This window comes from Streptomyces sp. NPDC003393 (assembly GCF_053589015.1).
This window is the reverse complement of the sequence record NZ_JBSFRB010000047.1, coordinates 51,348-65,384: the sequence shown is the minus strand read 5'-3', so window position 1 is coordinate 65,384 and position 14,037 is coordinate 51,348. Positions and strand designations below refer to the sequence as shown.

Here is a 14,037-nt window from a genome sequence, read left to right as displayed (position 1 = left end):
GTCACCCCTCGCGACCGGAGACGGCGTCGCCCCGCGGCAAGCGGACCGAATCGAGAGAGGATCAAGACGATGAAGGAGTTCCTGGTCGTGCTCACCACGACCGTCCCCGAGGGAACCGACCCGGAGGAGGTCACGCGGCGTCGCGCCGCCGAAGCCGTCCGTGCCAAGGAGCTGGCCGCCACCGGCCACCTGGGGCGACTGTGGCGCCCGGTCGGCGAACTGCGCAGCATCGGCCTCTGGCGCGCCGACGACGAGACCGACCTGCGCGAGAGCGTCCTCGGCAGCCTGCCCCTGTGGCCCTGGATGACCGCCGAGATCACCGCGTTGCAGTCGCACCCCAACGACCCGGGCGCCACCCAGTGACCCTCACTTTCAGGCCGTAGCCAGGAGGCGACCGATGAACGGCACAGCAGAACAGCAAGCCATCGTGCGCGGCGTCATGGACCGGTGGAAGTCGGCGGTCGACGCGCACGAACCGCAACAGGCCGCCTCACTCTTCACGGAGGACGCCATCTTCCAGGGGCTTCGCCCCTTCAGTGTCGGCCGCCAGGGCGTCACCGACTACTACGCCTCCCAGCCGATCGGGCTGAGGGCCGACTTCGAGGTGCTGGAGACACGCAGGCTCGCACCGGACATTTTGCTCGGTTACCTGGGTGTCGACTTCTCGTTCACCGACAGGCCGACCATCCATGTCAGTCTCTCGGTTGTGCTGAGGCGCGTCGGCGACCAGTGGTACATCGCCCACTACCAGGTGTCCAAGCTCGACTGACGGGCTGAGTGAACGGGCCGCGGGCCGAGCGTTCTTGCCCGACGACGGTGTCAAGGACGCTCGGTCCGCGGCCCGATCACGAGGACCGGTCGAACGACATGCGGAAGCCACCGCCGGGGCCTTGCAGCGGCAACTTCCTCGCCGGCCGGCACCCGGGTTCTCGAACGGCACCGTGGCACGTGCCTGCCCCGCAGATCGAGCGGATGCCAGTAGCCCGGCGAGCATCGTGCGTCCTGTCGTGGCGGTAGCGTAGCGGCCGGGTGGCGATCACCTGACAGCGCATGGAGGCCTTGTATGAACCAGCAGTTGAACCTGGTGACACTGGGTGTCGAGGACCTGGAAGCCAGCCGTCGGTTCTACAGCCATGGCCTGGGCTGGACACCACTGCTTGATCTGGACGGGGTCGTCTTCTATCAGATCGGCAAGGGGCTGGCCCTGGCGCTCTTCCCATTGGCCGACCTCGGCGCGGACACCGGGCATCCAGCAACAGCCGGCACGCCCTTCACCCTTGCCCAGAACGTCGGCTCGCCCGCCGAGGTCGACGAGGCCGTCCGGCGGGCCCGGGCGGCAGGGGCAACCGTCCTCAAGGAGCCGCAACGTGCGGCGTTCGGGGGCTATCACGGCTACTTCGCCGACCCCGACGGCCACCGCTGGGAGGTGTGTCACAACCCCGGCTGGTCGGTCGCGGACGACGGCACCGTGACACTGACGGCCGTCGATGCGGCGGACGCGGAGGACTGACGCGCTTCGACCTTCTCGACCGCCCGGCCCGTGGGTGGCCGAACGTGTGCAGCTCTCCCGCCGTCGAACTCAGGGCAGCTGTGCGACACACGTATGCCCGCACGCCCGCACGTCCGCCGCACCGTGCGACCGATTTGCTTGACTGTGCAAATTTGTTTAAGTTTCTCGTGACACATACCCGCCCCGTGCATGTGCACCAGCTGTGTACCCCGGAGGCGTGGACGTTGTCCTGCCTGGCTGATGGCCCCTGACGAGCGGGGTCACCCCAACACGCGAGACCACGTGAGTCCTGTCGCGCGCCGGCGCTCTGACGGTGCGTGGGTTCTTGTGGCAACCGCGTCGAGTCTCGCGTACGAACGATGAGTGGAGAAGACGTGTCCAACAAGGCGAAGACGGTCCGGCGTGCGGTTCCGGTCGTCGTTGCTGCCGCTGCTGTTCTCGGAGTGGCGGGGCCTGCTTTCGCTGACCTTCCCGGCGCCGGTTCTGGTTGGCAGCCGGTGACGTACTCGGGCGGGCAGATAAAGAGCAGCACCACGGAAGGGGAGGCGCGGGACAACCTCAGCAACATCCTGCACGCCTGGCGCGGTGCGGACAACGACAACATCTGGATCTCGCTGAACAACGGGCCCGCCTACCCGCTGCCGGCGACGGCCGGCTCACCCGACCACGCGCAGACGTATGCCGCCCCGACGGTGATCTGGACCAACGACGGGGGCCGCGGCAACTTCCGGATCTTCCACACCGGCAAGGACGGCCACATCTACCAGCACCGCATCCAGCTCACCACCGGCTACCAGCTGCCCGGGACCCTGCCCAACGCGACACAGATCCCCAACAACGCCCGCACCAACACCAACCAGCCCGTGGCGGCCGCGGCACTTCCCGGCAACTCCTTCATGCTCGCCTGGAACAGCCAGAGCGACGACAGCATCTGGACGATGTACTACGACGCCGCCACCACGAAGTTCAACTCCGCCCAGCAGGTCCCGAACGCCCGGAGCCAGGACGCGCCGTCCCTGGCCGCGCAGGTGAACGACGGTCCCGCCCCCTGGAACCAGGTGGTCCTTGCCTTCGAGGGCACCGACTTCAACATCTACATGGCGCGGCAGCAGTACGGCACCCTCAACTGGACGAACCCGAAGAAGGTCGGGCCGTACACCACGTACGCCCCCTCTGTCGCCCTCACCGACAACGGCTATGGCGTGATCACCTTCCGCGACTTCGACGGAACCGTCGGCAACTACGAGATCAACCGGCACGGGGACGTCGTGGCCGGCTTCAAGGACGCGAGCTACGGCTGGACCAACACCTCTCCGCTGGCCACGAGCAGCGGTCCCCTCGTCTACAACGTCCTCACCGGCGCGGGCGGCGGCACGACCGGAGTGGTGTGGAAGCAGGCCGCCGACTTCCGCGGCCAGCCCACGCCCCCGGCACCCCAGTGGTAAGACCTGCGCCGGGTTTCTGGTCCGGAACCACGGCACCGGCGGACGACGGTAGGCCGCCGGGTCCTGTCCGGCCGCACCGGCACAGGTAGCCCCCGCGCAGGACGCCCGGAACCACCGTGGCCGCGGCTGCCGCGTGAACACCCCGGTCCTGACTCCGACGCCCGGCGTCGGAGTCAGGACCGGTCGTGCTTCGAAGCCCGGCACGAACCGCCGACAGCACCCGGCCCCGTCGACCGCGTTCAGGGCTGCGGCGCCGAGTCACGGGATGCGTCGCGCCCCGACGTGACCTCACTTCGCCATCGACATCACACCACGACGCAGAAACGAGTTCATGTGAGACATCTCAGACCCACGGCAGCGCTGTTGTCCGGCCTGCTGCTGTGCATCTTCCTGCCGGCGTTCGCCACGGGCGCGCCGACGGCCTCCTCGACGAGGGCCGCCGCGGTGACAGCCGGACCCGAGGCCGACGGACCGGATCTCACCAGCGCCAACCGAACCGCCTCGGCCCCCGGCCTGCCGGACTGGTCGCGCGTGGGCTACCGGGGCGGCGCGCCGCTGTCCGGCAACGGGGAAGTGACCGACGCCGCGTCGTGCCGCATCTCCCCGGAACAACTGTCCTCCCGATACGGGGTGACCGCGGACGACGGGGCCGATGACACCACCGGGCTGCAGAAGGCGATCGACGACATCAAGAGCCAGTGCTCGCCGTCGGCCAGCTACGATCGGCTCTCGCTCATCTCCCTGCCGTCCGGACGCATCGATCTGACCCGGCAGGTCTACGTCGACGCCAGCTTCCTGGTCGTGCGCGGGCAGGGCTCCGGCGACGGCGGGACGAAGCTGGTGTTCCGGCCGGATCTCGACACCCGCTACGACACGGTGGTCAACGGGCGCTGGGACCAGGACAGCATGAAGGCCGGTACCGGCAGCGACGAAGGATCCGGCGGCTGGATGTGGCCCGGGCGCGGCATGTTCCGGGTGCAGACCCGGGACGTCGCCGACCGGTACAAGGACGACTGGGCGGCGGCGCCGGCCAACCGCAAGGACATCTTCGAAGGCTCCGTCAACCAGCACTGGGCCTCCGGCGTCAAGCTGGCCGCCACGGCCGACGACCCGGGCTACTCCGCCCGGCGGGGAAGCAGGACCGTTCAGCTGGTCGCGACCGCTGCCATGTCGAAGTTCACACCCGGCGGCTACGTCTGGGTGGGCGCGGCCAACAGCGTCAAGTTCTACGAGCAGCAGGGCGTCAGCGACCAGGGTGTGATGGACGACCTTCACATGCGCCAGCAGATGTTCCGGGTCACCGGGGTCGATGCCGACGCGAAGACGATCACACTGGACCGTCCGCTGGAATGGGACCTGCCGGTCGACTCCACCTCGGACGGCTCGGCTGCGTTGGGTGACAAGCCCTACGCCAGCAAAGTCACCCCGCTGCGCATCGTCGAGGGCGTCGGTTTCGAGAACTTCGCCTTCACCCAGGACATGAACGGCCTGCCCAAGCTGGGCGGCGGCACCTATCAGCTGACCCCCGACCAGGCCGTGCACAACTACGGCAACATGGCCCCCGAGTACGCCATGCACGGCATCGTGTACAAGTGGGCCGCCAACAGCTGGGCGCGCGGGCTCAAGGCGACCATGACGGGCTCGCACCCGATCGTCACGGAGAACGCCCTCAACCTGCAGATCGAGCGCAACAGCTTCGACGGTGCCTGGAACAAGGGCAAGGGCGGCAACGGGTATCTGCGCGGCAGCCGCGTATGGAACTCGCTGTGGGCCTACAACCTCAGCCGTAACCTGCGCCACTTCACCTTCCAGTGGTCCGCGAGCGGCAACGTCGCCTTCCGCAACGACCTCGACTCCGACCTGAATCTGCACGGCGGGTGGGAACACAACAACCTGTTCGAACAGAACACCGTCAGGGTCCCGTACGAGCACCGCTCGGCCAGCTGCCAGACGAACTGCGGTGGTGAGGGCGGCGAGATCGACGAGGGCACCTGGTATCCCATCTGGTGGGCGGCCGGCCCCAAGGCGGTCAAGTGGTCCGGCTCCTCCGGACCCCAGAACGTCTTCTACAACAACACCCTGATCAAGCAGACCACTCCCGGCGGCCCGTTCGAACCGTACTCCCCGTACGGCACGCAGTCCGGCACCGCCTTCCAGTTCGGTTCGAAGAGCAGCGCACCCGACCAGTTCGAGCCGCTCGGCCAGGACGGGCAGGCGATCCCGGACTGGACCGGGCGGGAGACCCTGGACTACCTGGGGCACGGCGTGGTGCCCCTCGCTGTGGGCAAGCGACCGTCCCTGTTCCTGATCAAGGCCGGCGGCGACCTCGACCCCCGCGCGGGAACCGACCGCGCGATAGTCAACTGGAACATGCAGGGCGCGCAGTCGGACGGAGGACGGCACAACAAATACGATGATCTGCGGTACATCATGGAGGACGAGGCACCCCGAGGGGCTCATGTCGTCCTCATCCAGGAAGCCGGCACTCCGCCGACAGGGCCACGCCTGGAATACCTCCAAGCCCACCCGCAGAACGTCTGGCGACACCCGGACCGCACCTATCCCCCGATCCAGGAGTACCGGCTGCTGGGAACCCACAGCCGGACAGTGGGATACATATACTGGCTGCACACGAACAGCGGGACAAACAACGACGGCCGGGTGAACCTCGCCATCGCCAGCAGAACGCCGGTCGCCCCGCAGGACCTGCACATCATCGAGCCGCCGGGCTACGATCCGGTGCTGGGCGAAGGTGGTGCCCGGCCCGCACTCGGGATCACCGTCGGCGGCGTCACCTACTTCACCATCCACGCGCGTGCGGACAACCACGGCCAAGACGCTCCCGGACTGCTGAACAACATCAGATGGCACATGGAGCACCTGGGGCCCAACGGCAACGAGTCACAGCCCTGGATCGCCGCGGGCGACTACAACCGGGATCCGGCCGATCTCGCGGCCGACCTTCCCACGAACGTCTACAACACCGCGTCCACCGCGGCCGCGACACATCCCACCCCCGGCAGGACGGGCGCGCCCCATGTCCTCGATTACGCGGTCACTCCGGTGGACAACGGTGTCGACGTCTTCGGATCAGCGCTGCTCGACGACTACATCGACTCCGACCACTACCCCGTGTGGCACTACCTCACGAACCTGCCGGACGACGCCCCGGCGCCCTCGAATCTGCCGCCGCTTCCCCGGAACAACGTCGTCGTGATGAGCGCTCACACGGTCAACGTGGCGGGCTTCGCCAGTGCCGGCAGCAACGTGATCGGCGACGTGAAGTTCGACTACAAGAACCCGGGTTCGAACCTTCTCTTCGACCTGAAGGAGTCCTCCGAACACCCCGGCTATCTCAACCTGCTGTCCAAGGACCCGAAGTTCTACAACTACTACCTGGGGCAAGAAGGCGGAAAGCCGGACGGCAAGGTCGTGCTGTGGAAGAGCCCGGCGCTGGATCAGCTCTGGAAGCCCCGCTATCAAGGAGACGGCACCTGGAGCCTGGAGAACTACGCGACCAAGCAGTACCTCACGGCCGACCTCAAGGGAGGCGCGCTCTTCGCCCACGACGAGGACGACCAGGTGCCCAACCAGCGGTGGTTCCTCCAGGACGCCGAAGAACTCAGCGCCCGCCACGAGGTCCATCTGAAGTCCAAGGACGGACTGCCCTGGATCCTCAACGCCTGGAACGACGCGATCAACGAGTTCCCGGTGGTCCTGGACGAGGACGACGACGCTCCCGAGGAGAGGTTCACCACGATCCCCGCCGGACGGACCGGTTCGGACGATTGCTTCTACCTGGCCAACGACGGACGGTACGTGGCGTCGACCGACGACACGGGAGTGCCCGCCGACGGCAACCAGGTCACGATGAGCGAGTTCGTTCCCCACGCCGACGGCTTCCTGTGGTGCCTGCGGCCTGCTCAGTACGGGGTGCTGCTGGCCAATCACACGGGCCCGTCGGAGACGGACAAGCCCATCTACCTCACGGGTGGCACGTTGCATGGCCGGGTGACCGTCAGAGACCGTGCGGACTACGCGGCTGACGTATGGGACTTCAGCTCGGTCACCGAGTGATTCCCACCGCTTCACCGGGCGCGTGACGTGGCCCGGGCGGGATCCCCGTCCGGGCCGGAGGAGGGCCGGGAACGGAATTCGCCCGCGACGCCCGACCGCTCGCGCCGGGGGAGTGCACCGGGAAGGCCGTTCCCCGCCTGCCGGCGAGGTCGTCGAAGAGAAGACCTCGCCGGCAGGCGTTTCCGTACCCGCCCAGGCGCGTGCCACGGACCGGGGCGACGTCGAAGGCGCATGTCCCTGATGCGCCCGGTGGCGCGTCAGAAGTGGTCGACGTCGACGACCGCCTGGGCGAAGGCCGTCGGTGCTTCCTGCGGCAGGTTGTGGCCGATGCCGGCCAGCGTCCGGTGCTCGTACTTGCCGGTGAAACGGTCGCGGTACGAGGCCCCGTTGCCGGGAGGGGTGAACGGATCGCGCTCGGCGTCGAGGGTGGTGGTGGGCACCTCGATGACGGGGCGGGTGGCGAGGAGCCTCTCGTAACGGTCGTAACGGCGTTCGCCCTCGGCGATGCCGATGCGCCAGCGATAGTTGTGGATCACGATCGCCGCGTAGTCGGGGTTGTCGAAGGCGGCGGCCGTGCGCTCGAACGTGGCGTCGTCGAAGTGCCACGTCGGGGACACGGTGTCCCAGACGAAGCGGCACAGGTCGTGCCGGTCCGTCTTGTCCTCCATCGCCAGACGGCCCCGCTCGGTGGCGAAGTACCACTGATACCACCAGGTGTGCTCCGCCGCGGCAGGCTGCGGCTTCTTCTGCGCCTCGACATTGGTGATGATGTAACCGCTCACCGATACGAGCGCCTTGACGCGCTCGGGCCACAGGGCCGCGATGATGTCGGCGGTGCGCGAGCCCCAGTCGAAACCGGCGAGGAGAGCCTTCTCGATCTTGAGGGCGTCCATCAGGGCGATGATGTCGAGGGCGATCGCCGACTGCTGGGCGTTGCGGAACGTGCGGGACGACAGGAAGCGCGTCGTTCCGTGGCCGCGCAGGTAGGGAACGATCACACGGTAGCCCTGGTCTGCGAGGAGGGGGGCGACGTCGACGTAGCTGTGGATGTCGTACGGCCAGCCGTGCAGGCAGATGACGACGGGACCGTGGGCGGGTCCCGCCTCCGCGTAGCCGACGTCCAGCAGGCCGGCCTTGACGTGCTTGAGCTTGGCGAAGGACGTGTGGGTGCCGGGAGTCACGGCGGGAATGGTCGGCGCGGGCGTGCCGGCGCCCTGGCGCTGCGCGGCGGCAGCGGTCGGGACCCCCTGGAGGCCGGCGAGCGCGAATGCGGCCGCGCCTGTGCTCAGGCCGGCGGCCTTGTTGAACGTACGCCTGTTGATCATGAGAACTCTCCGTTGTGAAGGCCGCGGCAGAAATCGCGGGAGCGCGCCCGGCGAGGTCGCGAGGGGCCACCGCGGTGCGGATGAGGAACGACTGTTCCACACGGTTCGTCACCAGTCAAACAGGTGATTTATTATCGCTCGCGTCGTGTGGCACCGCATCTGGAGGCGTGCGGTCAACCTCCCGCTCGGTCTACTTGACTCGTCAATCATTTGGCTATCTACTTGTCTCTGCAAGTATGTTTCTCGCTGGGGCGAGACACATCCGCGCCCCAGTCGATCCAAGAAAGGCGTCAGCCATGACCAAGATCGGAATCATCCTCGGAAGCACCAGGCCGGGCCGCAACGGCGAAGCGGTGGCCCGCTGGGTGCACGAGGTCGCGTCCCAGCGCACCGACGCTGAGTTCGAGATCGTCGACCTGCTGGACTACAAGCTCCCGGTCCTGGACGAGGCCTACCCGGCGAGCCTGGGCAACTACACCCAGCCGCACACCCAGGCATGGGCCGAGAAGATCGCGTCCTTCGACGGCTACATCATCGTCACCCCGGAGTACAACCGCTCCGTCCCGGGCGCGCTCAAGAACGCCATCGACTTCCTCTACGCCGAGTGGAACAACAAGGCCGTGGGCTTCGTGGCCTACGGCTCGCTCGGCGGCGGTCGTGCGGTGGAGCACCTGCGGGGCATCGCGGGCGAGCTGCAGATGGCCGACGTCCGTTCTCAGGTGGCTCTTTCCCTCTTCACCGACTTCGAGAACTTCAGCGTCTTCAAGCCGGCCGGCGTCCAGCGTGACACCCTCGTCACCACGCTCGACCAGGTCGTGGCGTGGTCGAAGGCCCTCGCGCCGCTGCGCGCCAGCTGAACCCGGCTCCGCCGGTCAGCATGACCCCCTGATTGCTCCCTGAGCACGGAAGGGCGACCGGGATTCCTCCCGGTCGCCCTTCCGTCGTGTCCGCGGCCGAGCCGCCCGACGATCCGCCCCCGCACGACTTGCCTGGCGGCGTTGAGCACCGTCATACATCCCCCAGGTGACGGAGTGTCAGTCCAGCCGAGACCTGTCCCGATAGGTCTCCAGCAGCCTCAGCCAGACCTCGCTGAGCGTCGGAAATGCCGGAACGGCGTGCCAGAGCCGTTCGATCGGCACCTCGGCCGTGACGGCGACCGTGGCCGAGTGGAGCAGCTCCGCGACACCGGGGCCGGCGAAGGTGGCTCCGATCACGATGCGGCGGTCAGGGTCGACCAGCATGCGGGCCCGCCCCCGGTAGCCCTGGGCGTACTGGTGCGCACCCGCCAGGTGCCCGAGGTCGTGGTCCACCACCTCGACCCGGCGTCCGGTCCGTCTCGCCTCCTGGGTGGTCAGTCCGACGGAGGCGACTTCGGGGGTGGTGAAGACGACCTGCGGCACGGCTGTGCGGTCGGCGGTCGCGGCATGTGCGCCCCAGCGGGCGGAGTCGAGGACCTCTCCTCTGGCGCGGGCGGCGATCGCGGCACCCGCGATCCGGGCCTGGTACTTGCCCTGATGCGTCAGCAGCGCCCGGTGGTTGACATCGCCGACGGCGTACAGCCACCCGTCGCCGACGGCGGTGACCTGGCAGGTGTCGTCGACGGCGAGCCAGTCGCCGGGCACGAGACCGACCGTCTCGAGGCCTGTGTCGGCGGTTCGCGGGGCCCGGCCGGTGGCGACCAGGATCTCGTCCGTGGACACCTGCTCGCCGTCGGCAAGGGTGATGCTCAACTCACCGTCGGTGCCATGCTCGCGCGTCACCGACGTGACCGACGCCTTCAGCCGTATGTCGACGCCGGATGCGCGCAGCTCGTCCGCGACCAACTCGCCGGCGAACGGCTCCATCCGGCGCAGCAGTCCGTCGCCTCGGACCAGCAGGGTCACCTGTGCTCCGAGCGCCTGCCAGGCGGTGGCCAGCTCGACGGCCACCACGCCACCGCCCACCACCGCGAGACGGCCGGGCACCCGGTCGGCACTGGTGGCCTCGCGGTTGGTCCAGGGGCGGACATCGGCGAGTCCGGGTATGTCGGGCAGGGCGGGGCCGCTGCCTGTGCACAGGGCGACGGCGTGCCGCGCGGTCAGGCGGACGGTTCCGCCGTCGGCGGTGTGCACCGACACCTGCCGCGGCCCGGTGAGCCGGCCGTGACCGCGCAGGAGGTCGACGGAGACGGAGTCGAGCCAGTCGACCTGGTCGTCGTCCGTCCAGTGGGCGGCCATCCGGTCGCGGTGGGCGAGGACGGCCGCCACGTCCAGCGGCCCGTCCACCGCTCGGTCCAGGCCGGGGACGCGACGGGCGTCGGCACGGGCCACTGCCGGTCGCAGCAGGGCCTTGCTGGGTTCGCAGGCCCAGAAAGAGCACTCCCCGCCGAGCAGTTCACGCTCCACGATCACGGTGGTCAGTCCTGCGGCACGGGTGCGTTCGGCCACGTTCTCGCCGACCGGTCCAGCTCCCACGACGACCACGTCGTAGGTGCGGGAGGTCTCCTCCATCACTGCTCCTGTCACTCCGTCGGTTGTGCTGCGCTCTGGGGGACCGTCCCGCAGGGCCCGCTGCTCGGCCGTCTCTTCCGGCTGCTGGTTCTCAGCGGCCGGGGAGGCGCGTGGTGATCTCCTGGAGGACCCAGCCGTTGCCGTCGGGGTCGTGGAAGGCGGCGAAGGAGCCGTAGCTCGCGCGTTCGGGGTGGGGGCCGCTGACTCGGCCCTCTTCCGTGCCGCGGTGGAAGACGCCGCCGGCGTCGTGGAAGATCTCGCCGATGTCGATGCCGCGGGCGGCGATGTCGGCGTGGGCGGCCTCGATGTCGGAGACGATGAGGTGCAGCCCCTGTACGGAGCCCGGTGCGGCCGTGGTGACGCCGGTGCCGAAGAGGATGGAGCACTGGGAGCCGGGCGGTGTCAGGTGTACGACGCGGTAGGTGTCGTCGGCGACGTAGTCGACGTCGAGGCGGAATCCCAGGTTCTCGTAGAAGGCCTTGGCGCGGTCGACGTCGGAGACGGGCAGCACCACGACTTCGAGTTTCAGATCCATCTGTGCTTTCACTCTCATGGGCGGAGGCGCCGCACCATCAATGCGGTCACCTGTTCAACTTGTGACGAAATGCTGTCAGCGAAGCGCGTCACCTGTCAAGGTGGTGACGCATCACGGGAAACGGCATGCCCGTGCACCGGGGTGCACGGGCATGCCGATCGGTGTCAGGCCGCTGCCTGCTCGGTCCAGGCCAGCTCCAGCGCCCGGGTGAACATCTCCGCCGACTGGACACCGCTGACTCCGTAGCGCCGGTCCAGCACGAAGAAGGGGACCCCGCCGGCTCCCAGTTCGGCGGCGAGGCGCTCATCGGCCCGCACCTGTTCGGCGTACGCCTCCGGATCGTCGAGCACCTCGCGTGCCTCCTCCGCGTCGAGCCCTGCCTCGGCGGCGACGTCCAGCAGGGTCTGCCGGTCGTAGATCGAACGCTCCTGTGCGAAGTTCGCCCGGAAGGCGAGGTCCAGCAGCCGGTCCTGAAGGCCGTGGGTCCTGGCGAAGTGGATCAGGCGGTGGACGTCGAAGGTGTTGCCGAAGACACGACCTCCGATGCGGAAGTCCAGTCCCACGGAGGCCGCCATGGCCGCGGCCTGCTCCTCCCTGGCGACCTGCTGCTCGCGGGTGCGCCCGTACTGGGCCGCGACCGCGTCGATGATCGGCACGTTGCCGTTCTCGGCCTGCGGGTTGAGTTCGTAAGACCGGTGGACCACCTCCACCTGATCGCGGTGCGCGAAGGCGGCGAGCCCCCGGTCGAAGCGTGCTCTGCCGACGTAGCACCACGGGCAGGCGATGTTGGCCCAGATCTCGACTCGCATATCGGTGTCTCCCTTGTGAGGGCCGTACGCGGTGAGTCCGCGGCACGGCGATGGGGGCGCCCGTCCCGGCTCGATTCGGCTGGGCTGGGCCGGTGGCATGTTATCGCAAATAGGCGACCGGTCGGCTAGAGTAAACGTCGACCGTCCGGGCGTCCACCCGCCAGGAGCCCTGGCGTCCGGTGGGGGCGACGCGCTGTACGCGGCGGAAATGCCCTGACCGAGGGCGATGCCCCACCGAGGATGGCCCCACAGTCCGATCGATGAGGAAGTCCATGCCGAAGACCGCGAAACCGGCCGCTCCCACCCCCGTCGACTTCTGGTTCGACCCGGTGTGCCCTTGGGCCTGGATGGCATCCAGATGGGTGCTGGAAGTGCAGAAGGTGCGGAACATCGAGATCCGCTGGCACATCATGAGCCTGGCAGTGCTCAACGAGTCACGAATGGACCAACTGCCCGAGAACTACCGGGAACTCATGGGCAAGGCCTGGGCCCCGGTGCAGGTGGTGACCGCCGCCTGGCAGAAGCACGGCCCCGAAGTCCTCGGCCGCCTCTACACGGCGCTCGGCACCCGTATCCACAACCGCGGCGAGGGTCCGACGCGTGAGGTCATCGCCGTCGCGCTGGAGGAAGCGGGTCTGCCCGCGGAGCTGATCGCGTACGCCGACCAGGAGCAGTTCGAGTTCGACGCCGCGTTGCGCGCCTCCCACAAGGAGGGCATCGACAAGGTCGGCCAGGACGTCGGCACCCCGGTCATCGCGCTGCCCTCCCCGGAGGGCGGGCAGATCGCCTTCTTCGGCCCCGTCGTCACCCCCTCGCCCCAGGGGGAGGACGCGGTACGCCTGTGGGACGGGATCTTCGCCATCGCGTCGACGCCCGGCTTCTACGAGCTGAAGCGCACCCGCATGGTCGGTCCGGACTTCAGCAACCTGTCGTAGCCGCGAACGGTGCCCGCCGCCGCAGTGCGAGTTCGGCGGCAGGCGCGCGCGGACAGGTGGGACTCCACAGACGCTTACCTCGCCCGCGATTCAACCGCGAACCAGAGCATCGGTCCCGAGTTACGTGCGACAATGCAATACGGCCGGCTGACGATCGAAGACCAGGAGGAAAGGGTGAGCGACATCCCACTCCCGGCGCCAGGTGAGGGCACCGAGCCCTCCCTGTTGCTGGACGACCAGCTCTGTTTCACGCTGTATGCCGCCTCGCGGGCGGTGACCAGCGTCTATCGCCCCCTTCTGGACGCCGTCGGCCTGACCTATCCCCAGTACCTGGTCATGCTCGTGCTCTGGCAGCACCGCACGGTCGCCGTCAAGGACCTGGTCGCCATGCTGCACCTGGACTACGGAACGCTCACGCCTCTCATCAAGCGCCTGGAGGCGAACGGCCTGCTCGAACGGCGGCGTCGCCAGGACGATGAGCGGGTGGTCGAAGTGACCCTGACGCCCCAGGGTGTCGCACTGCGCGACCGGATTCGCGACGTCCCCCTGGCGATCGGGGAGGCCATGGGGCTGACTGTCGACGAGATCGACACCGCGCGGGATCTGTTGCGTCGGCTCACCGTCAACGTAGCCGCCTTCGTGGATGGATCCGCCCGAACGAACACCGAGCTCTGAGCCCCCGACGGGGGACGCGCCGCCGCGGCGCCCTCTTGTGTGTCGCGGGGGCTGGACCGAGGGGCGGGACCGCTGGACGTGGTCCCGCCCCTCGGCCGTCATGACGCCTTTCCCCGGCTCACAGGCGAACGCGCCGGCCTCCGGGGCGCTGGGCCGCCGGAGTTGCGGCAAGCCGGTGGTGGTGCCGAGGGTGAGAAGAGACGACCTGAGCGTGCGCCGCACCGCGGCCGTGGTCGG

At 68.5% G+C, this 14,037-nt stretch carries 12 protein-coding genes; 8 read left to right on the top strand and 4 right to left on the bottom strand.

Going from position 1 to position 14,037, the window contains the following annotated elements:
• Window positions 1-69 precede the first annotated feature (69 nt).
• From ACWDUZ_RS32860 to ACWDUZ_RS32840, 5 genes are all read left to right on the top strand, one after another.
• Window positions 70-363 carry a muconolactone Delta-isomerase family protein gene (locus ACWDUZ_RS32860; RefSeq protein WP_451635456.1) on the top strand — a complete coding sequence of 98 codons (294 nt, stop codon included), beginning with the start codon at window positions 70-72 and terminating at the stop codon, window positions 361-363.
• Between the two features lie 34 nt (window positions 364-397).
• Complete coding sequence (locus tag ACWDUZ_RS32855; RefSeq protein WP_451635455.1) at window positions 398-769, top strand: SgcJ/EcaC family oxidoreductase; 372 nt, start codon at window positions 398-400, stop codon at window positions 767-769.
• A 294-nt stretch (window positions 770-1,063) separates the two neighbouring features.
• Window positions 1,064-1,510 (top strand): VOC family protein, encoded by a 447-nt coding sequence (locus ACWDUZ_RS32850; protein ID WP_451635454.1) that lies wholly within the window; start codon window positions 1,064-1,066, stop codon window positions 1,508-1,510.
• 497 nt (window positions 1,511-2,007) lie between these two features.
• Complete coding sequence (locus ACWDUZ_RS32845) at window positions 2,008-2,955, top strand: hypothetical protein (protein WP_451635453.1); 948 nt, start codon at window positions 2,008-2,010, stop codon at window positions 2,953-2,955.
• 333 nt (window positions 2,956-3,288) lie between these two features.
• Entirely contained in the window at window positions 3,289-7,032 is a 3,744-nt protein-coding gene (locus ACWDUZ_RS32840) for an endonuclease/exonuclease/phosphatase family protein (RefSeq protein ID WP_451635452.1), read from the top strand.
• 257 nt (window positions 7,033-7,289) lie between these two features.
• Here the strand turns inward: ACWDUZ_RS32840 and ACWDUZ_RS32835 are convergent, their stop codons facing one another.
• Entirely contained in the window at window positions 7,290-8,357 is a 1,068-nt protein-coding gene (locus ACWDUZ_RS32835) for an alpha/beta fold hydrolase (protein WP_451635451.1), read from the bottom strand.
• 296 nt (window positions 8,358-8,653) lie between these two features.
• Here ACWDUZ_RS32835 and ACWDUZ_RS32830 point away from each other — a divergent pair, with 296 nt between their 5' ends.
• Window positions 8,654-9,214 (top strand): NADPH-dependent FMN reductase, encoded by a 561-nt coding sequence (locus ACWDUZ_RS32830; protein ID WP_451635450.1) that lies wholly within the window; start codon window positions 8,654-8,656, stop codon window positions 9,212-9,214.
• 177 nt (window positions 9,215-9,391) lie between these two features.
• Here the strand turns inward: ACWDUZ_RS32830 and ACWDUZ_RS32825 are convergent, their stop codons facing one another.
• The 3 genes from ACWDUZ_RS32825 to ACWDUZ_RS32815 form a co-directional block, all read right to left on the bottom strand.
• Window positions 9,392-10,846 carry a dihydrolipoyl dehydrogenase family protein gene (locus ACWDUZ_RS32825; RefSeq protein WP_451635449.1) on the bottom strand — a complete coding sequence of 485 codons (1,455 nt, stop codon included), beginning with the start codon at window positions 10,844-10,846 and terminating at the stop codon, window positions 9,392-9,394.
• A gap of 91 nt (window positions 10,847-10,937) precedes the next feature.
• Window positions 10,938-11,381 (bottom strand): VOC family protein, encoded by a 444-nt coding sequence (locus ACWDUZ_RS32820; protein ID WP_451635459.1) that lies wholly within the window; start codon window positions 11,379-11,381, stop codon window positions 10,938-10,940.
• 164 nt (window positions 11,382-11,545) lie between these two features.
• The gene (locus ACWDUZ_RS32815; RefSeq protein ID WP_451635448.1) at window positions 11,546-12,190 is read right to left on the bottom strand and encodes a DsbA family oxidoreductase; all 645 of its coding nucleotides are present in this window, start codon (window positions 12,188-12,190) and stop codon (window positions 11,546-11,548) included.
• Window positions 12,191-12,450: 260 nt separating this feature from the next.
• Here ACWDUZ_RS32815 and ACWDUZ_RS32810 point away from each other — a divergent pair, with 260 nt between their 5' ends.
• Window positions 12,451-13,125 carry a mycothiol-dependent nitroreductase Rv2466c family protein gene (locus tag ACWDUZ_RS32810; RefSeq protein ID WP_451635447.1) on the top strand — a complete coding sequence of 225 codons (675 nt, stop codon included), beginning with the start codon at window positions 12,451-12,453 and terminating at the stop codon, window positions 13,123-13,125.
• Between the two features lie 174 nt (window positions 13,126-13,299).
• Window positions 13,300-13,800, top strand: coding sequence for a MarR family winged helix-turn-helix transcriptional regulator (locus ACWDUZ_RS32805; RefSeq protein WP_451635446.1), 501 nt, complete (start codon window positions 13,300-13,302; stop codon window positions 13,798-13,800).
• Window positions 13,801-14,037 lie beyond the last annotated feature (237 nt).

Bases quoted from the DNA above. Each gene is read 5' to 3' on its own strand.
- ACWDUZ_RS32860 (WP_451635456.1), top strand. From the start codon at position 70: ATGAAGGAGTTCCTGGTCGTGCTCACCACGACCGTCCCCGAGGGAACC.
- ACWDUZ_RS32855 (WP_451635455.1), top strand. From the start codon at position 398: ATGAACGGCACAGCAGAACAGCAAGCCATCGTGCGCGGCGTCATGGAC.
- ACWDUZ_RS32850 (WP_451635454.1), top strand. From the start codon at position 1,064: ATGAACCAGCAGTTGAACCTGGTGACACTGGGTGTCGAGGACCTGGAA.
- ACWDUZ_RS32835 (WP_451635451.1), bottom strand. From the start codon at position 8,357: ATGATCAACAGGCGTACGTTCAACAAGGCCGCCGGCCTGAGCACAGGC.
- ACWDUZ_RS32830 (WP_451635450.1), top strand. From the start codon at position 8,654: ATGACCAAGATCGGAATCATCCTCGGAAGCACCAGGCCGGGCCGCAAC.
- ACWDUZ_RS32825 (WP_451635449.1), bottom strand. From the start codon at position 10,846: ATGGAGGAGACCTCCCGCACCTACGACGTGGTCGTCGTGGGAGCTGGA.
- ACWDUZ_RS32820 (WP_451635459.1), bottom strand. From the start codon at position 11,381: ATGGATCTGAAACTCGAAGTCGTGGTGCTGCCCGTCTCCGACGTCGAC.
- ACWDUZ_RS32815 (WP_451635448.1), bottom strand. From the start codon at position 12,190: ATGCGAGTCGAGATCTGGGCCAACATCGCCTGCCCGTGGTGCTACGTC.
- ACWDUZ_RS32810 (WP_451635447.1), top strand. From the start codon at position 12,451: ATGAGGAAGTCCATGCCGAAGACCGCGAAACCGGCCGCTCCCACCCCC.